This is a genomic window from Flavobacterium limnophilum (genome assembly GCF_027111315.2).
Taxonomy (GTDB): Bacteria; Bacteroidota; Bacteroidia; order Flavobacteriales; family Flavobacteriaceae; genus Flavobacterium; species Flavobacterium limnophilum.
On record NZ_CP114289.2, the window covers coordinates 2,995,406 to 3,016,878 of the forward strand.

At 36.9% G+C, this 21,473-nt stretch carries 17 protein-coding genes; 15 read left to right on the top strand and 2 right to left on the bottom strand.

Going from position 1 to position 21,473, the window contains the following annotated elements; genetic code table 11:
- Positions 1-3: 3 nt before the first annotated feature.
- Together OZP13_RS12705 and gpmI are read left to right on the top strand one after the other, a co-directional pair.
- The gene (locus OZP13_RS12705) at positions 4-2,304 is read left to right on the top strand and encodes a DUF5916 domain-containing protein (protein WP_281297368.1); all 2,301 of its coding nucleotides are present in this window, start codon (positions 4-6) and stop codon (positions 2,302-2,304) included.
- 142 nt (positions 2,305-2,446) lie between these two features.
- Positions 2,447-3,964 carry a 2,3-bisphosphoglycerate-independent phosphoglycerate mutase gene (gpmI, locus tag OZP13_RS12710; RefSeq protein ID WP_281297369.1) on the top strand — a complete coding sequence of 506 codons (1,518 nt, stop codon included), beginning with the start codon at positions 2,447-2,449 and terminating at the stop codon, positions 3,962-3,964.
- A gap of 45 nt (positions 3,965-4,009) precedes the next feature.
- Here gpmI and OZP13_RS12715 read toward each other — a convergent pair whose 3' ends face one another.
- The gene (locus tag OZP13_RS12715; RefSeq protein WP_281297370.1) at positions 4,010-5,284 is read right to left on the bottom strand and encodes an acetyl-CoA hydrolase/transferase family protein; all 1,275 of its coding nucleotides are present in this window, start codon (positions 5,282-5,284) and stop codon (positions 4,010-4,012) included.
- A gap of 231 nt (positions 5,285-5,515) precedes the next feature.
- On the opposite strand from OZP13_RS12715, the gene OZP13_RS12720 reads away from it, so the two are divergent.
- The 12 genes from OZP13_RS12720 to OZP13_RS12775 all read left to right on the top strand — a co-directional run bounded on the left by OZP13_RS12720 (position 5,516) and on the right by OZP13_RS12775 (position 19,550).
- Complete coding sequence (locus tag OZP13_RS12720; protein WP_269240493.1) at positions 5,516-6,190, top strand: TetR/AcrR family transcriptional regulator; 675 nt, start codon at positions 5,516-5,518, stop codon at positions 6,188-6,190.
- Positions 6,191-6,194: 4 nt separating this feature from the next.
- Positions 6,195-7,853, top strand: a complete 1,659-nt coding sequence (locus OZP13_RS12725; RefSeq protein WP_281297371.1) for a peptidase domain-containing ABC transporter — start codon at positions 6,195-6,197, stop codon at positions 7,851-7,853.
- Positions 7,854-7,857: 4 nt separating this feature from the next.
- Complete coding sequence (locus OZP13_RS12730; RefSeq protein WP_281297372.1) at positions 7,858-9,207, top strand: HlyD family secretion protein; 1,350 nt, start codon at positions 7,858-7,860, stop codon at positions 9,205-9,207.
- The gene (locus tag OZP13_RS12735) at positions 9,207-10,616 is read left to right on the top strand and encodes a TolC family protein (RefSeq protein WP_281297373.1); all 1,410 of its coding nucleotides are present in this window, start codon (positions 9,207-9,209) and stop codon (positions 10,614-10,616) included. The genes OZP13_RS12730 and OZP13_RS12735 overlap by 1 nt, the downstream gene beginning before the upstream one ends.
- A gap of 41 nt (positions 10,617-10,657) precedes the next feature.
- A complete protein-coding gene (gene map / locus OZP13_RS12740) occupies positions 10,658-11,476 on the top strand; it encodes a type I methionyl aminopeptidase (protein WP_281297374.1) in 819 nt (272 codons plus the stop codon).
- Entirely contained in the window at positions 11,476-12,240 is a 765-nt protein-coding gene (locus tag OZP13_RS12745) for a class I SAM-dependent methyltransferase (RefSeq protein ID WP_269240496.1), read from the top strand. Before map ends, OZP13_RS12745 begins: the two co-directional genes overlap by 1 nt.
- Before the next feature lie 6 nt (positions 12,241-12,246).
- The gene (locus tag OZP13_RS12750; RefSeq protein WP_281297375.1) at positions 12,247-15,153 is read left to right on the top strand and encodes a DEAD/DEAH box helicase; all 2,907 of its coding nucleotides are present in this window, start codon (positions 12,247-12,249) and stop codon (positions 15,151-15,153) included.
- 75 nt (positions 15,154-15,228) lie between these two features.
- Positions 15,229-16,476, top strand: coding sequence for a type IX secretion system plug protein (locus tag OZP13_RS12755; RefSeq protein ID WP_281297376.1), 1,248 nt, complete (start codon positions 15,229-15,231; stop codon positions 16,474-16,476).
- 81 nt (positions 16,477-16,557) lie between these two features.
- Complete coding sequence (gene apaG, locus OZP13_RS12760; protein ID WP_073368426.1) at positions 16,558-16,944, top strand: Co2+/Mg2+ efflux protein ApaG; 387 nt, start codon at positions 16,558-16,560, stop codon at positions 16,942-16,944.
- Between the two features lie 266 nt (positions 16,945-17,210).
- A complete protein-coding gene (gene pruA / locus OZP13_RS12765) occupies positions 17,211-18,839 on the top strand; it encodes an L-glutamate gamma-semialdehyde dehydrogenase (protein WP_281297377.1) in 1,629 nt (542 codons plus the stop codon).
- A 231-nt stretch (positions 18,840-19,070) separates the two neighbouring features.
- Positions 19,071-19,277, top strand: coding sequence for a hypothetical protein (locus tag OZP13_RS12770; protein WP_269240500.1), 207 nt, complete (start codon positions 19,071-19,073; stop codon positions 19,275-19,277).
- Positions 19,278-19,550 carry a type II toxin-antitoxin system YafQ family toxin gene (locus OZP13_RS12775; RefSeq protein WP_269240501.1) on the top strand — a complete coding sequence of 91 codons (273 nt, stop codon included), beginning with the start codon at positions 19,278-19,280 and terminating at the stop codon, positions 19,548-19,550.
- Between the two features lie 69 nt (positions 19,551-19,619).
- Here the strand turns inward: OZP13_RS12775 and rsmG are convergent, their stop codons facing one another.
- Positions 19,620-20,249 (bottom strand): 16S rRNA (guanine(527)-N(7))-methyltransferase RsmG, encoded by a 630-nt coding sequence (rsmG, locus tag OZP13_RS12780; protein ID WP_269243694.1) that lies wholly within the window; start codon positions 20,247-20,249, stop codon positions 19,620-19,622.
- Between the two features lie 106 nt (positions 20,250-20,355).
- On the opposite strand from rsmG, the gene OZP13_RS12785 reads away from it, so the two are divergent.
- Complete coding sequence (locus OZP13_RS12785) at positions 20,356-21,444, top strand: fatty acid desaturase family protein (protein WP_281297378.1); 1,089 nt, start codon at positions 20,356-20,358, stop codon at positions 21,442-21,444.
- Positions 21,445-21,473 lie beyond the last annotated feature (29 nt).

The window sequence follows — 21,473 nt, forward strand, 5'->3', positions numbered from 1 at the left end:
ACTATGGAAAACATCGTCATTGACGGAAAAAGCAACGAAGAAACTTGGAAATCTGCCCCAATTGCGACAGATTTTGTTATGTATGAACCTGATAATGGAAAACCCATCAGCGACAGCAAGAAGACAGAGGTAAAAATTCTCTATGACAATACCGCCATTTATGTATTGGCCATATTACGCGATGAGGAACCCAATAAAATTTCAAAAGAATTAACTAATCGTGATGTTGCCGGAATTTCAGATCAATTTATGGTTTCCATCAATGGATACAATGATGGTCAGCAGGATTTCAGGTTTTATGTAAGTGCCGCCGGCGTTCAAATGGATTGTTTGGCCATAGAAGACAACGAGGATTATACCTGGGACGCCATTTGGAGCAGCGAAGTAAGCCTAACCGATTTTGGATGGGTTGTAGAAATGAAAATTCCTTATGCTGCATTACGATTTTCAAAAGCCGAAAAACAAACTTGGGGCATCAATTTTATGCGCGAGATAAAACGGGATTTCCAAAAATATACTTGGAATCACATTGATACCAAAATAGGTTCCATAATTACGCAAGAAGGAATTCTGGAAGGAATTGAAAACATAAAAACGCCTACCAGACTTTTCTTTATACCATATACTTCGGCTTATTATCAACAAAATGGATCCGATTCCGACAAAACGTTTAAAGCAGGAATGGACATCAAATATGGAATAAACGATGCATTTACACTTGACGCCATATTAGTTCCTGACTTTGGACAAACCAAGTTTGACAATGCCATTTTGAATCTGGAGCCTTTCGAGCAGCAACTCAACGAAAACAGGCCTTTTTTTACCGAAGCAACCGACTTGTTTGCAAAAGGCGGCTTGTTTTATTCCAGAAGAATTGGTGGCGAACCATTTATCGAACCCGAAACAAAGGTTAACGAAGAAATTACCGACTATCCAAGCACTGTCGATTTAATCAATGCCGTAAAAGTTTCAGGTCGGACATACAAAGGTTTAGGAATTGGAGTTTTGAATGCCGTTACCGAAAAAACATATGCCACCATTCGCGACACCATAACAAATGTATCAAGAAAAGAGGTTATTGAACCATTGGCCAATTATAATGTTTTGGTTTTTGACCAACGCTTTAATCAAAACTCATCCGTTTCCTTTGTGAATACAAATACCGTTAGAAATGGCAGTTTTCGTGATGCCAATGCTTCAGCTTTATTGTTTGATTTGAACACAAAATCCAATACATACAATTTGTTTGGAGACTTTAAATATAGCTACATCAATGAAGAGGAAGATTATGACGGTTTCAAAACAGCCCTGAATTTTGCGAAAACCAGTGGAAAATTCAGGTATTTGTTTTCGACAAAATACCTGTCCGAGAATTACGATATTAATGATTTGGGAATCATTTTTGTTACAAATTACCACGCCGCTTATGCCGAAACAAGTTATAGAATCGTGAACCCGACAAAAGTTTTTAATACTTTCAAAGCCTCTCAAAACATAAATATTGAAAGACAAAATACGACTGGTAAAACCCAGGAAGCCTGGTATCAGATTATTGCCAAAGCAACGACATTAAAAAACCATTATCTTGAATTTCTTTTTCAAATCAACCCATTAGATCGATTTGATTTTTACGAACCACGTGAAATTGGGAAATATGTTTACATCCCTAAAAGCGCATCTATATATTCTCGTTACGGATCCGACCAAAACAAGAAATTTAGCACTGATATAGACGGAACTATTGAAAAATTTGATGAAGATAAAAGAGCAACATATGCCATATCTCCTGGTCTAAAATACCGATTTAACGATAAATTTTCATTGTTTTACAACTTTGCATACACTCACATGATAAATGACAGAGGCTGGGTTGGTTTTGACAATGACGACATTATTTTTGCTGAACGCAATCGAGAAATTGTGCAACATGATTTAACGGGCAAATATTCCATTACCAACAAAATGACTTTTAATCTTATTGCAAGATATTATTGGTCCTATTCTGAAAACCACGAATTTTTCACACTTCAAGACGATGGTTATTTAACGCCAAACCCAAGTTATTCAGAAAACAAAAACAGAAATTTCAACTCATGGAATTTAGATTTTTCCTACTCTTGGTGGTTTGCCCCAGGAAGCGAACTTTCTGTCTTATATAGAAATTATGCACAAGAAAGCACAAACCTTGTCGAAAAAAATGCACATACAAACCTTGAAAATGTTTTTGACGGCAACTTGACCAATATTTTTTCGATCAGCCTACGCTACTACATTGACTACAATTCCCTGAAAAACAAACGTTAAAATACATTTATTTCAAGAAAAGACCGCTTCTCCGACACAATTTGCATTATTTTCAATTCTTAACTTAAAAATGCACAATAGTGATTTTTATCATCTAAAACATTTTTAGAAATGCTTTATCTTTGCATAAAAACACTTCACAATGAACAAAAAAGTAATCCTCATGATCCTGGACGGTTGGGGAAAATCTCCAGACCCGAAAGTTTCAGCAATTGACAATGCAGACATTCCTTTCATCAATAGTTTATATACAAAATACCCAAGCGCACAGCTTCGAACCGACGGCTTGAACGTGGGCTTGCCAGAAGGACAAATGGGAAATTCTGAGGTTGGACACATGAACCTTGGCGCAGGAAGAATTATATACCAAGATTTGGCCAAAATAAATCTTGCCGTAGAAAACAAAACATTAAACACCGAACCTGTATTAGTTGACGCCTTCCAATATGCCAAAGACAAAAATGTGGACGTGCATTTTCTTGGATTGGTTTCAGATGGCGGCGTGCATTCCCATACTTCTCACTTAAGAGGTTTGATTGACGCAACCCAAGATTTTGGATTGCAAAAAGTCTTCGTTCACGCCTTCACGGATGGTCGCGACGTAGATCCAAAATCAGGAGCAAAATATATTCAAGATTTAGAAAATTATATTTCAAAAACAACGGTAAAAATTGCATCGGTAGTTGGAAGATATTATGCCATGGATCGTGACAAACGTTGGGAAAGAGTTAAAATCGCCTATGATCTATTGGTAAACGGAACCGGAACCCATTCGAAAAACGTTGCAAAAAACATCGAAGAAAGTTATGCAAAAGACATAACCGACGAATTTATCGATCCAATTATTGCCGTTGACGAAAATGACAAACCGTTATCTACCATAAAAGAAGGTGATGTCGTGATTTTCTTCAACTTTAGAACGGATAGAGGACGTGAATTGACCGAAACTTTGTCGCAACAAGATTTCCACGAGCAAAACATGCACAAACTTAATTTGTACTATGTTACGCTTACCAACTATGACGAAACCTACCAAAACGTAAAAGTGGTTTACAACAAAGACAATATCACCGAAACCCTTGGTGAAGTTTTGGAAAAAGCAGGCAAAAAACAAATAAGAATCGCCGAAACAGAAAAATATCCTCACGTTACATTCTTCTTTTCTGGAGGTAGAGAATTACCTTTCGAAGGTGAAAGCCGAATCCTGAAAAACTCTCCAAAAGTAGCCACTTACGATTTGCAACCAGAAATGAGTGCTTATGAACTGGCTGATGCATTAGTACCAGAATTGGAAAAAGGCGAAGTGGATTTTGTTTGCCTCAATTTTGCCAATGGAGACATGGTAGGACATACTGGAGTGATGAGTGCGGCAATAAAAGCGTGTGAAGCCGTTGACAAATGTGTCGAAAAAGTAATCACTGCGGCTTTGGCCAATGGTTACACAACATTGGTGATTGCAGACCACGGTAACTGCGAAACGATGATAAATCCTGATGGAAGTCCAAACACGGCGCATACCACAAATCCAGTTCCTTTTATTTTAGTTGATCCAGAATTAAAAGAAGTTCACGACGGAGTTTTGGGAGATATGGCCCCAACCATCTTGGAATTGATGGGAATTGAAAAACCCGCAATTATGACCAGACATTCACTACTATAATAATTAGTGATTTTTCATAAGGAGTCCCGCAACTTGCGGGACTTTTTATTTGGCATTTATCAAACTGTAATATTCCCTGTCAATCCATTCTTGATGGTTTGGATGTGCAATTTTGGTCATTTCAATGGCGCGTTGTTTCAGCGTTTTGCCATATAAATCAGCGATTCCGTTTTCGGTGATAATATATTGTACGTGGGAACGTGTCGAAACCACGCCCGCTCCTTGTTTTAAAAAAGGGACAATTCTGCTATCCCCATTTTTTGTTATGGAAGGTAGCGCAATAATTGCTTTTCCACCGTCGCTCAATGAAGCACCGCGAATAAAATCCATTTGACCGCCGACGCCGGAATACATTCTTGCACCAATGGAATCGGCGCAAACTTGACCCGTAATATCCACTTCTATGGCTGAATTGATGGCAACCATTTTTGGATTTTTTCGAATTCTTGCCGTATCATTGACATACGATGACTCCTTCATTTCTATAAAAGGATTGTCATGTACAAAATCATACAATCGTTGGGAACCAATCAAAAAAGTGGCCAATGCCCTGCCCCTGCCCGTTCCTTTATAATTGCCGTTAATGACGTTACTTTCGATTAAATCAATCACGCCATCGGTAAACATTTCGGTGTGCAATCCCAAGTTTTTATGATTGGACAATTTAGACAAAGCTGCATTTGGTATGGAACCAATTCCCATTTGCAAAGTGCTTTCATCTTCAATCAAGGAAGCTATATAATTGCCTATTTTGTCTTCCAATGGGGAAATTTTTTCCGTTTCGTGACCGTAAATTGGCGTATTAATTTCAACCAAAAAATCAATTTCGGAAATATGAAGAATGCCGTCTCCAAAAGTTCGCGGCATTTGCGGATTCACCTGAGCAATTACTTTTTTGGAACTTTCAATTGCCGCCAATGTAGCTTCTACCGAAACTCCAAGAGAACAATATCCGTGGCTGTCCGGTGGCGATACGTGAATAAAAACCACATCCAAGGGCAATACTTTTTTCCTGAAAAGATAAGGCAATTCACTTAAAAAAACCGGCGTGTAGGAACCATTTCCCGAAACTAGGGTGTGCCTTACATTTGTCCCGATAAAAAAAGAATTCACGTGGAAACTGTCGGCCAATTCTGGATTCGCATAACGCGCTTCGCCTTCTATGTGTAAATGACATATTTCTACATTTCTTAATTCTGAAGCTCTTTCTGTCAAGGCATTTGCCAATAGTGTAGGTGCGGCGGCGGCGGCTTGAAGATATATTCTGTCACCTGATTTTACAACTTTCACTGCTTCTTCGGCAGTCACATATTTGCTCATAAAGACTAAATTTGGATTAAAGTTACATCATTATTACCCAAAAAAAAAAAGACATAACTCATATCCAATCAAATATTTATATAATCGGTTTTTTGACCGTATTCTTTTGTGCAAACTAGCCGAATAATTTATTTCTAAATTATGCCACAAGTATTCTTTTTATATTAAATAAAAGTTAAAGTCTCAATATTAAAAGTAATACTATTATATTTGCAACTTAATACATTGGAAATGGATCAAATTTTATCAAATATAAAAATTCAATTAAACGAAAAGCTCTATGTAAAAGATCCTGAAACTTCTGCATTAGGCAAGAAAATTATTCAAGAAAGTATCCTTTTGATTGACAATATCGGCTTTGAGGAATTTACATTTAAAAAACTGGGAGAAAAAATTGGTTCCAATGAAAGTTCTATCTACCGTTATTTCGAAAATAAACATAAATTATTAGTCTATTTATCATCGTGGTATTGGAGTTGGATTGAATACCGATTAGTTTTTGCTACATCAAATTATTCTGATTCTTTGGAAAAACTAAAAAAAGCCATTTCAATAGTCACTGAAAAGGTAGAAGACGACCAAAAAACACTGCACATCAATGAATCTATTTTGAACAAAATCATTATTGCAGAGTTTACCAAAACTTTCCACACCAAAGAAGTGGACCAAGAAAACAAAGAAGGTTTTTATTTTATCTACATCAGGGTCATTAATAGAATAACATCTTTTATAAAAGAAGTAAACCCAGAATATTTATATGCCAAAAGCCTTGCCTCAAGTATTGTTGAAGGAGCTTTACACCAGCACTTTTTAAAAGATCACATGCAATCTGTCACCGATTGTAACCAGACGACAAGTCCAACAGATTTTTATTTCAACCTTATTGAAAATTTACTCAAAAAATAAAAATATGACTTCATTAAAACGACTTTACAATCTTTTAGAATTAGACAAAAAAGATGTTTCACAAATTTTTTTCTATGCCATCTTTGCCGGTATCGTGAGTTTGTCTTTGCCACTGGGCATTCAAGCCATAGTAAATTTCATTCAATCCGGGCGAGTTAGCGCATCTTGGATTGTCTTGATAATACTGGTAGTTATTGGTGTAGTGTTAGTTGGTATTTTGTCATTAATGCAATTGCGAATCACGGAGAACCTGCAACAAAAAATATTTGTACGCTCTTCTTTTGAATTTGCCTCTCGATTACCCAAAATAGAATTCAAAGAACTTTACGACCAGTATCCCCCAGAATTAGCCAATAGATTTTTTGACACACTTACCATTCAAAAAGGGACTTCAAAATTATTAGTCGATTTTTCAGCAGCTATTTTACAAATTGTTTTTGGAGTTGTTTTATTGTCGTTATACCATCCTTTCTTTATTGTTTTCGGAATTTTATTGCTGATCCTTTTATATATTATTTTTAAATTTTCGTACAATAAAGGAATCGAAACCAGCTTAAAAGAATCCAAAAACAAATACAAAACAGCGAACTGGCTACAAGAAATAGCCAGAAACAATTTTAGTTTCAGAAACGAGCTCAACTATGATTTTGCATTAGAAAAAAACAATGCAATAATAAAAGATTATTTATACAGTCGCGAAAACCATTTTAATGTAATCAAAAGGCAATTCAGCCACTTGATTCTTTTCAAGGTAATCATTACGGCGAGTTTACTAATCATTGGTGGTTATTTAGTATTGAATCAGCAAATGAATATTGGGCAATTTGTCGCAGCAGAAATCATCATTTTATTGGTAATCAATTCGGTTGAGAAAATCATCCTTGGCCTGGAGACTTTCTACGATGTATTGACGGCAGTGGAAAAAATTGGGCAAGTTACCGATATGGAATTGGAAGAAGAAGTTGTCATAGTGAACAAAAGTTGTTACACCGATATCAGCCTTGAAACAGAAAATATGGAGTTTCAATTTCCGGAAACTACTTTTGGAATTTTAAAGAACATCAATGTAAAAATAAATCCAGGAGAGAAAATCATAATTGACGGAGAAAACGGATCTGGAAAAACAACCTTGATTCGAGTACTTTCAGGTTTGTTGCATCCAAGCTCGGGCAACTTTTTTATCAACGATGATACCTTTAAAAAAATAGATGTTAAACAATACCGTTCCAGAATAGGAAGTATTATTCAAGGAGAAACCCCTTTTGAGGGAACTATTCTCGAAAACATCACTTTCAACGACAAAAACATCAGCTCCGAAGATTTAAAATGGGCATTAGATGCCGTTCAACTTACTCCATTTATCAAAACTTTACCCAAAGGATTGGATACTAAAATTCTACCTGAAGGAAAAGAGTTGTCTGCTTCAAACGTCCAAAAAATATTGTTGGCGAGAAGCATTATTCACAAGCCCAATATTTTATTTTATGAAGAACCAACAGATAAAATGGATGTGAAAGTAGCCAATGAAATTATCGATTTTATTACTTCAGAAAAAAACAAATGGACGGTAGTCGTTTCGTCTCAAAACCCACATTGGATTACTAAATGCACCAGAGAAATCACAATGCAAAAAGGAACCATATTATTTGACACCAAAAAATAAGAGTATGCTAAACATATCCAATAAAAACAAATTGAACAATGAAGCTCTTGAAAAATATTCTACTGTCAAGAATTTGGGCAACAGACCACATTATAAAATATTGAATCGAATAATTCTTGCGGTTTCCATACTTACCTTAATAGCACTTTTCTTGCCTTGGACACAAAACATCTCAGGTTCAGGAGCAGTTACAACTTTAAAACCCAATCAAAGACCCCAAACCATTCAATCCGTAATCTCGGGTCGAATAGAAAAATGGTATGTACAAGAAGGTAATTATGTTGAAAAAGGCGATACAATTCTTTTTATATCTGAAATCAAAGAAGACTATATGGATCCCAATTTGGTAAAAAACACTAAAAACCAAGTAGATGCCAAAAAACAATCATTAGAATCATATGGTTCTAAAGTAGCAACACTTTCGAATCAAATGCTGGCAATAGAAAGAGAAAAAGTATTGAAACTCAAACAAGCCGAGAATAAAATAAAACAAGCTCGTTTGAAAATAAAAAGTGACAGCATAGATCTTGTCGCCGTGAAAACGCAATTAAAAATTGCCAATACCCAATTCAATCGTTCTTTACAATTAAACAAAGAAGGCTTAAAAGCTTTGTCGGACGTGGAAGAAAAACGACTAAAACTTCAGGAAGTTGAAGCTAAAATCATCACTCAAGAGAATAAATTTTACACCAGCAAAAATGAATTCATCAATGCCGAAGTAGAAATCAACAGAATTACTGCCGAGTATTCCGAAAAGATTTCCAAAGCACAGAGCGATCAATATACAGCAATGAGCAACCAATACGACACCGAAGCTCAAGTAAGCAAATTGGAGAATCAATACGCTAATTACAGCATTCGAAATGGACTGTATTACATCAAAGCGCCACAAAGCGGATACATCAATAGAACTTTGCAATCGGGCATTGGCGAAAACATCAAAGAAGGAACCCCAATTGCAACAATTATGCCTTCTAAATATGATATTGCCGTTGAATCATTTGTAGATCCAATTGATTTGCCTTTAATCAAAAAAGGAGAAAAAGTGAGAGTATGGTTTGACGGATGGCCGACAATCGTTTTCTCGGGATGGCCAGATATGTCTTATGGCACTTTTGGCGGTGAAATTGTAGCTATTGAAAACTTTATCAGTGACAATGGAAAATTTAGAATCCTAATTGCCCCAGACAAAAACGAAGCGCCTTGGCCTAAACAATTGAGCATGGGATCAGGTGCGCAAACTATGGCTTTGCTAAATACAGTTCCGGTTTGGTTTGAATTCTGGAGAACCCTTAATGGTTTTCCGCCTAATTATTACAAGGAAAAAGAGAAACCTTCAAAAGAAAAGAAATAATGAAACAACTTCTTTTTATACTAGTCTTGATAGGAACTACCATTTACGGTCAGTCAAATGACGAATCTACATTACCAACAAATTCCAAAGAACTGAGTTATAACGAGTACTTGGGTTTTGTGAAAAAATACCATCCATTAGTCAAAAACGCCAACTTGGAAATCAGTAAAGCGCAAGCCAACTTGATGATGGCACGTGGTGGCTTTGACCCAAAATTGGAATTGGACTACAACAAAAAACAGTTTCAGGGAACCGAATATTATTCTATCCTAAACAGCAGTTTCAAAATCCCGACTTGGTATGGAATCGACATAAAAGCAGGATTTGACGAAAACGAAGGTTATTATCTCAATCCACAAAACAAGACGCCAAGCAATGGATTGACATCGCTCGGAATAAGTGTTCCTCTTGGACAAGGATTGCTCATTAATCAACGAATGGCCGATTTGCAAAAAGCAAAAATTCAAGTAAAGTTAAGTCAAGCGGAACAAAAACTGGAAGCGATTGCGATTTTATACAACGCTTCTGTTGCGTATTTCAATTGGAAAAAAAACTACGAAGAATATTTGTTGTACGAAAGCTATACTATCAATGCGAAAAAGCGATATGCAGGAATCGAATCGCTGATAAAAGAAGGCGACAAACCAGCAATTGACAGCATTGAAGCGGGGATTGTGGTTAAAAATAGATTGCTCGCTCTTGAAGATTCAAAATTAAAATTAACCAAAGCCAAACTGGATTTATCGAATTTTCTTTGGATTGAAAACAATATTCCATTAGAACTTGCAGATGTTATTATTCCCGAGAAAAGCCTAAATCAGACCATTCAAGAAACTTTGAACATAAGCGATTTAGTCAATCCTGAATTTTCAGTACTGAATCATCCAAAAATTGAAGCTTTACAAAGTAAAATAGACTTATTGACCGTAGAGAAAAAAATGAAAGCTAACATGCTATTGCCAAAAATAGATGTTGGATACTCCTATTTGGCCCAGCCAAATCCAGCCATACCCAATAATTCGGATAATTACAAAGTGGGCGTTGATTTTTATTTCCCCTTGTTTTTAAGAAAAGAAAGAGGCGGTTTGAAACTAGCACAATACAAAATCCAGGAATCCGAGTTCATACGAGATGTAGAAAAAGTACAATTGACAAACAAAATCAGTGCCCAAAAAACCGAAATCCAGTCCTTGACCAAACAACAAAAATTAATAAACAAATTGGTTTCAGATTACGATATAATGTTAAAATCCGAGGAGCGATTATTTATATTAGGAGAGAGTTCGCTATTTCTAATTAATACCCGTGAAAATAATTTAGTCAGCGCACAACTTTCCCAAATTGCTTTAGAAAATCGTTTTTACACTTCCAACTCCGAACTCTATAAAATAATGGCTAATCCTAATTAAATAATTTTAAAATTGTATTTTTGCCGTCTGAAAATTCAAATATGATTATCCAAAAAACAAGAGAAGAAATAGAATTGATGCGCGAAAGTGCTTTAATCGTATCCAAAACTTTAGGAATGATTGCTTCGGAAATCAAACCCGGAGTTACCACCTTACACCTAGACAAATTAGCCGAAGAATTTATTCGTGACCACGGTGCAGTACCAAGTTTCCTTGGTCTGTACGGCTTCCCAAACTCGCTTTGCATGAGTCCGAATGCACAAGTGGTACACGGAATCCCAAACAACAAACCATTGGAAAGTGGCGACGTGATTTCAGTTGACTGTGGTGCCTATAAAAATGGATTTCACGGAGACCATGCCTACTCATTCGAAATTGGCGAAGTGGCTCCAGAAACCAAAAAGTTGTTGCAGGTTACCAAAGAATCTTTGTATGTTGGAATCCGTGAATTCAGATTAGGGAACCGAGTGGAAGATGTGGGAAATGCCATCCAGAAATACACCGAAGCACACGGTTATGGCGTGGTTCGTGAATTGGTGGGTCACGGTGTTGGTCAAAAAATGCACGAAGATCCAGAAATGCCCAATTACGGCAAAAAAGGTCGTGGAAAATTATTCGTCGAAGGAATGGTTGTCGCCATCGAACCGATGATTAATTTGGGAACCAAAAACATCAAACAACTCAAAGACGGCTGGACAATCCTCACCGCCGACGGAAAACCAAGCGCCCATTTCGAACACGACGTAGCCATCATTGACGGAAAACCAGAAATTTTATCAACGTTTGCCTATATCTATCAAGCATTGGGAATCGAGAGTAATGAAGAAGATGAATTTAGAAAAATCCCATTGGTTTTATAATGAAGAAACTTTTTAAACTCATCCTCAATACCATTCCTCGTCCACTATTAATTCGTTTGAGTTATGTGGCGCGACCAATTATCGCTTTTTCGTTAAAAGGAGACAAATTCACCGATCCAATCGACGGGAAAAGTTTCAAATCGATGTTGCCTTACGGGTACGAAAAACAACGCAACAATGTGCTTTCGCCAAGCACGCTTTCGTTGGAAAGACATCGTTTGTTGTGGCTATATCTAAACGAACAAACCGATTTTTTTACGGCACCAAAGAAAGTATTGCATTTTGCTCCAGAACAAGCTTTTTACAAATTGTTCCGCAAGCAAAAAAACCTGGATTACACCACAACCGATTTGTTTTCGCCACTAGCAGACGTGAAAGCCGATATTTGCAATTTGCCTTTCGAAGACAATCAATACGACGTCATTCTCTGCAACCACGTTTTGGAACACATTCCGGACGACACCAAGGCTATGAAAGAATTATTCCGCGTCTTGAAACCAGGTGGAATGGCAATTCTCCAAATTCCGCAAGACTTGAAAAGGGATGTGACATTTGCCGACGATTCCATTACCGACCAAAAAGAACGCGCCAAAATATTTGGGCAATACGACCACGTTCGCATTTATGGCCGCGATTATTTTGACAAACTGAGAAGCATTGGTTTTACAGTTGTCGAAGAAGATTACACCAATAAAATAGCTCCTGAATTGGTCGAAAAATATTGCTTGGCCAAAGGCGAAATTATACCGGTTTGTTTTAAGTAATTACATTTGAAAACCGAAAATTCTTTTCAGTTCTGCTTTGATGTTAGTTTCGAAAAAAGGCTAAACACGTATATTCCGACTGCTTATATTGTCGAACATTCTCAAGCTATAACATATCTGGACAAGAAAGCGAGTCCCGAAGTACTTCAGAGTTTTGGTGTAATTATTGAAAATTTAGACACCAGCACTAAAAAAGTTTTAGCCATTTGTGAAGCTCTCAAACCGGAAATAATTTTCAAGAAATTCAGCAAAAACAGTAAATCATCCAAAAACATCGAAGATTTACTGAAAGACAGCAAACTGGAGTTTGGAATTCGACAATTTGTAAAAACAAATTTAGACCAATTTTACACTTTGGTTTGTCAAAATAAAATCCCGCTCTCATTGAATCTGGGAAAAGAAAAAGATTTTCGCATTAGTCGAATTGCGACTGAAAATTCAATATTAGAAACCCGTCTTGAATTTGACAAACACGAAAACGGAATCTCCTACACCCTACTATTAAAAGAAGAAACAACCGTATTCCATCCTTCAAATACAGCTATTACGCTACTTTTGGATGAACCAGGATGGCTAGTCGCCTACCATAAATTGTATCTCCTAAAAGATATTAACACTAAAAAAATCACGCCCTTTTTAAAAAACAAAACCATTGAAATTCCTTCAAGAATGGTTTCGGAATACTTTGAAAAATTTATTAAGGATGTGGCAAAAAAAGCAGACATAAAAGCCACAGGATTTGCAGTAGAGCTAAAGAACAGAATCACATCCTGTTCGCTCCAGTTGGCTCACGATTTTTTCAAAAATGTATATTTCATTAACCTTTTATTTGACTATGACGGTTTTAGTTTTGACAATAGCAAAACCAAGAAAATCCATTCTGAAATTGACACTCGCAATTTGGATGAAATCAAAGTAATTCAATATAAAAGAACATCCGAAGAAGCAGCATTTGAAAACAAATTACTGGAACTCGGCTTTATTAAAACTGAAACAGGTTTTTTCGGGCTTTCGCCAGAAGCAGAAAAACAAGATCCATACACTACCATTCAATGGGTAATAGAAAATCGAGGAATTCTCGAATCCTCCGGTTTCACAGTTAATAATCTAAGTATCGACAGCAAGAAAATTGACACCCAAAAAGTAAGCATTCAATTCTCGAATGAAGTCAAAAGCGATTGGTTTGACATCAAAATGACAGTGGTTTGCGAGTCATTTGAATTTAGTTTCAGCGAACTGATTTCAAATATAAAAAACCGAAACCGCCTTTTTCTTTTACCAAACGGCAACTACTTTTTGATTCCCGTTGAATGGATGACACTTTACGCTTCAATGGCAAAATTGGCGAAAGTCCAAAACGGAAATCTTACTTTACTTAAAAGCAATTTTGCAGTTTTAGAAGACATTGCTGAACTTAAGAATACTGTAAATTTACATACAGTGCAGGAATACCAATCATCACCCTTGGTAAAAGCTACATTGAGACCCTATCAAATTGAAGGAGTCAAATGGCTTTTGGAACATTATAACAATGGCCTAGGCGCGTGCTTGGCTGATGATATGGGATTGGGGAAAACACTGCAAACCCTATCCACACTTGTCGCCGTACAAGAACAATTGGATTTTGAAAAAGCCGAAAACGTTCAGTTGGATTTGTTTGGAAACGAAATCCCTGTTGCAAAAGAATACCTAAAAGCATTGATTGTTCTGCCTTCTTCTTTGGTTTTTAACTGGTACAATGAAGCCCGGAAATTCACACCGCATTTTCGAAGAGTACAATACATTGGTAACGACCGAAAAATACTTTCGAAAAAACTAGAAAAATACGACTTGATTTTTACCAGTTATGCTGTCGTCTCCAGAGATGTTTCTATTTTGGAAAAATACAATTTCAGATATTTGATTTTGGACGAAAGTCAATACATCAAAAACAAAAACTCCAAAATATTTAAGGCCATCAATCAAATAAAAGCGAGCCATAAAATATCATTGAGCGGAACTCCGATAGAGAATTCGCTTGATGATTTGTGGTCGCAAATGCAATTTATCAATCCGAATATCTTGGGGAGTCATGCTTTTTTTGTCGAAAATTACAAACTCCCAATAGAGAAAAAACAAGACGAAAACAGTTTATTGGAACTAAAAAACCTCATCAGTCCTTTTATCTTAAGGCGTACCAAAGAACAGGTTTTAAAAGACTTACCGGAACTTTCAGAACAGGTTTTCTATTGCGAAATGGAGTCTGAACAGGAAAAACTGTACGAAGAAGAAAAATCAAAAGCGCGAAACTCGTTATTAAAAACGGATGGTTCTGCCGTGGATAAAATCAATATCATCAACACCCTGATGCGCTTGAGACAATTAAGCAATCATCCCAAAATGATTGATTCCAAGTCCGAAATGGATTCGGGGAAATATATTGCCGTTACGCGCTATTTGGAGACTTTAGTGCAATCCAACCAAAAAACGATTGTTTTCAGTTCATTTGTGTCCAATTTGAATTTTTACAAAACGTGGTGCAAGGAAAACAAAATCGATTTTTGTGAACTCACGGGAGAAACCCCTTTGAAAGAACGGGAATCTCAAGTCAATCGTTTTCAAGAACAAAAAAAACCATTGCTGTTTTTTATCTCTTTGAAAGCTGGCGGTGTTGGACTCAACATCACCAAAGCATCTTATGTCGTTTTCTTGGATCCTTGGTGGAATCCATTTTCGGAGAAACAAGGAATTGGACGTGCGCATCGAATTGGACAGATGAACAAGGTAAATGTCATTCGGTTCATTACCAAAAACACCGTGGAAGAAAAAATCATCCGCCTGCAGGAAAGCAAAAAACTATTGGCCGGTTCTCTTTTGAATGAAAATTATATAAGTTCAGAAATTGAAGAGAATTTGGATTTTATATTGGAATAAAACAATTAACATCCGTTATAGGATATAAATCAATAATATGTGTTAATTTGCATATTTACTATTTAGAATTTTCCAATGAAAACAATTGCTGTCTTATTTTTTTTCCTGTTTTTTGCTTCGGCTGTTGCACAAACAGAAATCGAGGTGGTTCCGCCTTACAATATCAAAACGGCAACCTTTGTGCTAAACAATGAAAACGTGGTTCCCATATTCGAATTGGGTTCGGGATTCCAGTTTCAATTTGATGATTTGTTCGGAAATGAAGCCAATTATTATTACGAAATCGTGCATTGTGACTACAATTGGAAACCAACGGACATTCCAAAAACCGAGTATTTAAAAGGTTTTGACGGACAACGTATTCAAGAATACGAGAATTCCTTTAATACGTTGCAAACTTATTCGCATTATAAATTACCCATTCCAAACCAATACACGCAATTGCGAATCAGCGGCAATTACGTCCTGAAAATTTTGGACGAAAACAAAGACATCGTATTCACCCGAAAATTTATTCTTTATGAAGATTTAGTTACGGTTCCCATGCAAATTAGACGCGCCCGAACTGCAAATTATTTAGATTACAAGCACAATATCGAATTTTCTGTACGTTCGCTCGTTCTCAACTTTCAAAATCCCTTGAAAAACGTAAAAGTAGTGTTGTTTCAAAACGGCCAATTCAACACCGCTATCAAAAACATTGCTCCTCAATACACCATTGGCAACGAATTAATTTATAAATACGACACCGAAACCCAATTTTGGGCAGGAAACGAGTTTTTGTATTTTGACAACAACAACATCAGGTCTGCCGCCAACAACGTTTCACGGATAGATTCCAGCAACGGGATTTACAACTCCAATTTATACACCAACAATGCCAGAGCCAATTATCCCTATTCCGTGATACCGGATGTCAACGGAAATTTCGTGGTTCGCAACATCAATACCGAGAAAAATGAAATCGAAGCCGATTACGCCTGGGTTTATTTCAGTCTTTCAGCTCCTGCTTTTATGTCGAAGAAAGGTATTTATGCTACAGGAATGTTCAACAATTACAGCCTGTCGCCAGAGTATAAAATGGATTTCAATCCCAAAAACAATCTTTACGAAAAAGCCATTTTAATAAAACAAGGATTCACCAATTACCAATATCAAATTGCTGACGATAAAGGAAATGTGGATGCCGAAAAAGCAATAGACGGCAATTTTTGGCAAACCGAAAATGATTATTCCATACTCGTTTATTATCGTGAAAATACCGCTAGATACGATCGGGTTATTGGTAAAGCAACCGCTAATTCGAATGTAATTACCAACTGAAAAACATTTTTTTAAAAGCGCAAAACAAAACCCATTTTTTTGTAAATTTGCGATTATTAAACTCATTAGTACCTTCTTACTATGGTTTCACAAATAACAAGGGGCATAAAAATATCTGTTTTGACTAGTTTTGAAGGCACCTACTTCAAAAACTACAAGATTCATTTTGCCTTCAGTTATCAAATCACCATCGAAAACCACAGCAAGGATTCCGTGCAACTAGTTTCTCGCCACTGGGAAATTTTCGACTCCCTAAACAACAGGGAAATTGTGGATGGCGAAGGCGTAATTGGCAAAAAACCAGTTCTTAGACCAGGCGAATCCCATACCTATAATTCCGGTTGTTTGCTGGCCTCACCTTATGGTGCCATGAAAGGATTCTTTAACATGGTCAATTTTACCACCACAAAAACTTTCAAGGTAATCGTGCCGACATTTCGTTTGTCAGCCCCCTTTGCGTTGAATTAAACAATTTTTATTTAATTTTCAGGAGCTAATCCAGCTGTCCATTACAACTCCTCGTTCCAAAAGCTTTTTTTCTACTGCAATTGCAGGAGCTTCCTTTGGTCGCTCTGCCCTTGCAAGAAAAAATAGCTTTTCTCACTGCGGGGTTTTCATTCCCATCTGGGCTAAATGCAAAACTAGACAGATCGATTTCCAGCACCAATTACATTTTTTTAAAACAATCCTTTGTACTTTTGTGAAAATTTTCAAATTCACAAAAATAAAAAGATATGCTTAAAGGATTTTTCAATGTGCCAAAAGCCGTAAACGAACCCGTAAAATCGTATGCGCCAAATTCTCCGGAAAAAGCCGCCGTTCTTGCAGCTTACAAACAAATGTGGAATACCAAAATAGATGTCCCCCTATACATTGGAAGCGAAGAAATTAGAACTGGAAACACCCGAAACATGACGGCACCACACGACCACAAACACATCGTGGGAACCTATCATCTTGCCGAAAAAGCGCATATCGAAAAAGCCATTGCCAATGCATTGGATGCCAAATCAAAATGGGCCAACATGGCTTGGGAACAACGCGCCGCCATTTTCCTGAAAGCAGCCGAATTAATTGCCGGACCATACAGGGCAAAGATAAATGCTGCAACCATGATTGCGCAATCCAAAAATATTTACCAAGCCGAAATTGATGCTGCTTGCGAATTCATAGATTTCTTGCGTTACAACGTGGAATTTATGACCCAAATTTACGGTGACCAACCCAAATCCAGTTCCGACGTTTGGAACAGATTGGAATACCGTCCGCTGGAAGGTTTTGTTTATGCCATTACCCCTTTCAACTTCACGGCCATTGCAGGAAATCTTCCGGCAAGTGCTGCCATGATGGGAAATGTCGTGATTTGGAAACCCAGCGACAGCCAAGTTTTCTCTGCCAAAATCATCATCGACATCTTCAAGGAAGCTGGACTTCCCGATGGTGTCATCAACGTGGTTTTTGGCGATGCCTTGATGATTACCGATACCGTATTGGCAAGTCGCGATTTTGCAGGAGTACATTTTACGGGTTCCACTCACGTATTCAAAGATATTTGGGCAAAAATTGGAAGCAACATTCACCACTATAAAACATATCCAAGAATTGTAGGCGAAACAGGCGGAAAAGATTTTGTTGTAGCTCATCCAAGTGCCAACGTAAAACAAGTTTCGACCGGAATTGTTCGTGGCGCTTTCGAATTTCAAGGGCAAAAATGTTCGGCCGCTTCGAGAGCTTATGTTCCACAAAGTATGTGGCCAGAACTCAAAAAACAACTAATTACCGACGTGAAATCAATGAAAATGGGTTCGCCGGAAGATTTTGGCAATTTCATCACCGCCGTAATTCACGAAGGTTCATTCGACAAATTGGCTAGTTTTATTGACCAAGCCAAAAAAGATGGCGATGCCGAAATTATTGTGGGTGGAAATTATGATAAATCGGTGGGATATTTTGTTGAACCAACGATAATCGTGACCACTAATCCGCATTACGTTACAATGGAAACTGAATTATTCGGACCAATCTTAACGCTTTTCGTTTACGAAGACGATCAATGGGAAGCTACATTAAAACTAGTTGACACTACTTCGGAATATGCCTTGACTGGAGCAATTTTCAGCCAAGATCGTTACGCAATTGAAGAAGCTACAATTGCTTTACAGAACTCCGCAGGAAATTTCTACATCAACGACAAACCAACTGGAGCCGTTGTGGGAATGCAGCCTTTTGGCGGTGCCAGAGCTTCCGGCACCAACGACAAAGCAGGTTCGGCATTGAACTTGTTGCGTTGGGCTTCGCCAAGAACCATCAAGGAAACTTTTGTAACTCCGGAAGATTATAGATACCCGTTTTTAGGAGAATAGTTTTTAAGGTACGAGGTTAGATATACGAAGTACGATATTTAAAAACCCACAAGAATTCAAGTAGTTTGAATTCTTGTGGGTTTTGATTTTGGAATCTAAGACAACTTTTTGAAAGTGACTAAAAAAAACCAAGAATAATAGTTGTTTCACGAGAATTGTGTAAACAAACATATATTTTGTAATTTTGATGAAAAAGGAGAGAATGGTAACTTTAATAATAAATAGCTAATTATGGAAATAGTGCTAAAAATTGACCAACGTAAAAAAGAAGCCAAGGCGTTAATTGAATATTTAAAAAATTTACCTTTCGTAGAAATTGAAAATATGTCGAATAAAAAACGTTATAATACACAAACAGAAAAAGCTATTGATGATGCTCGTGTAGGAAAAACATACGCTACTAGTTTAGAGGAATTAAGAAAACAACTTTATTCTTAAATGTATAATTTAGAACAAACAGGAAAATTTAAAAAAGATTTAAAACTTGCAAAAAAGAGAGGTTTAAATATGCAATTGCTTGACACAATTGTAACTTCACTTGTCTTAGAAGGAAAACTTCCACCAATAAATAAACCACATTTATTAAAAGGAAATTATATGGGTTTCTGGGAATGCCACATTCAGCCTGACTGGCTACTTGTTTGGGAGCAAAACGAAACCATTAAATTAATAACTCTTGTAAGAACCGGAACCCATAGCGATTTGTTTTAAAACAAAACCCACAAAAACCAAGGCAATTGAGTTCTTGTGGTTTTTTTTATCCTTCGTAACTCCTAATTCTCAATTCGTAAATTTAAGTGGCAAATGAACCACTTTCTTAGTCTCAAAAAACTCATCTTCAAAGAAATCAGATAAATTATATTCTGTAGCTTTCGGGAAATCTTTTAATTCTTCGGTTAAATCACCGCCTTTTAGATAGAGAATTCCGTTTTTGAGTTCGTGTTTGTTTTTCTTTTTGATTTTGTCTTTTATCCAAGACACAAAATCGGGCATATTGGTCACGGCACGACTCACGATAAAATCGAAATCGCCTTTTACCAATTCGGCACGCAATTGTTCGGCTTTCACGTTTTTGAGTTCCAATGCTTCGGCGACAGCCTGAACTACTTTTATTTTTTTGGCAATGACGTCAATCAAGTAAAAACGGGTTTCCGGAAAAAGAATCGCCAAGGGAATTCCGGGAAATCCTCCGCCGGTTCCAACATCCAAAACAAAGGTTCCTGGTTCGAATTTGATGACTTTGGCAATTCCTAACGAATGCAAAATGTGTTTGGTGTATAATTCGTCGATATCTTTTCGGGAAATGACGTTGATTTTGGCATTCCAATCGTGGTATAAAAAATCCAGTTTTGCGAATTGTTCTTTCTGAATATCAGTTAAATAAGGAAAATACTTTTGAATCTCGTCCATCGTTATAAATTTTAACAAAAGTACAGTTTTTAGTTTTGAATTTTAACGCAATTTTGCATATTGAAAATTTATAATAATTATCTTTGCGCAATATTCAAATTTAACAATGAACAACGTCGCCCCTACATTTGCGAAGCAAGACAATCTAAAGTTCTTCAGAACGCTTAACTCTCGGGTGAACAGCTACTTCAAAGACAACAACATACCCAAAACCGGCAACTGGAAAATCCATTTGAAGACCATAATTCTTTTTACCGTTTTTTTGGTTCCGTATTTTTTGATACTTACACTACCTATGCCTTTTTGGGCACATCTTTTATTGACCATTGTTATGGGAATTGGAATGGCGGGAATTGGAATGAACGTGATGCACGACGCCAATCACGGCTCCTATTCAACCAAAAGCTGGGTCAATAAATTCATGGGAGGAACGATTTATGTTTTGGCGGGAAATGTTCATAATTGGCAAGTGCAACACAACGTTTTGCACCATACTTACACGAACATCATCGGTCACGACGAAGACTTGGAAGCAGGAAGAATTATGCGTTTTTCCAAAGAAGCCGAATGGCATAAATTCCATAAATTCCAGCAATATTATGCCGTATTTTTATATGGCTTATTGACTTTCAATTGGGCAATTACCACCGATTTCAAGCAAATGAGCAGTTACCTCAAAAGAAAACTGTCTTATGGCGAACCAAAAAGCCCTAAAATACTTTGGACCACATTAATCATTACAAAAATCATTTATTTGGCCATCTGGATTGTTTTGCCAATTGTTATTGGAATCACTTGGTGGAAAGTTTTGGTTGGATTTTTCGTGATGCATTACACAGCCGGATTAATCTTGAGTATCGTATTCCAATTGGCACACGTGGTCGATGAAGCTGCCAATCCACAACCCAACGAAAATGGCGAAATGGAAAATACTTGGGCAGTTCATCAATTATTTACCACAGTTAATTTTGCGCCAAAAAACAAAATTGTAAATTGGTACACTGGAGGATTAAACCACCAAATTGAGCACCATATTTTTCCGCACATCAGTCACGTACATTATAACAAAATTTCGAAAATCGTAAAAGAAACGGCCAAAGAATGCCAATTGCCTTATTACGAATACAAAACAATGACTGCGGCAGTTATTGCTCATTTCAAACATTTGAAAGAATTGGGAATGCGTCCCGCTTAACAATAAAAAACAGATAACACAAAATAGAC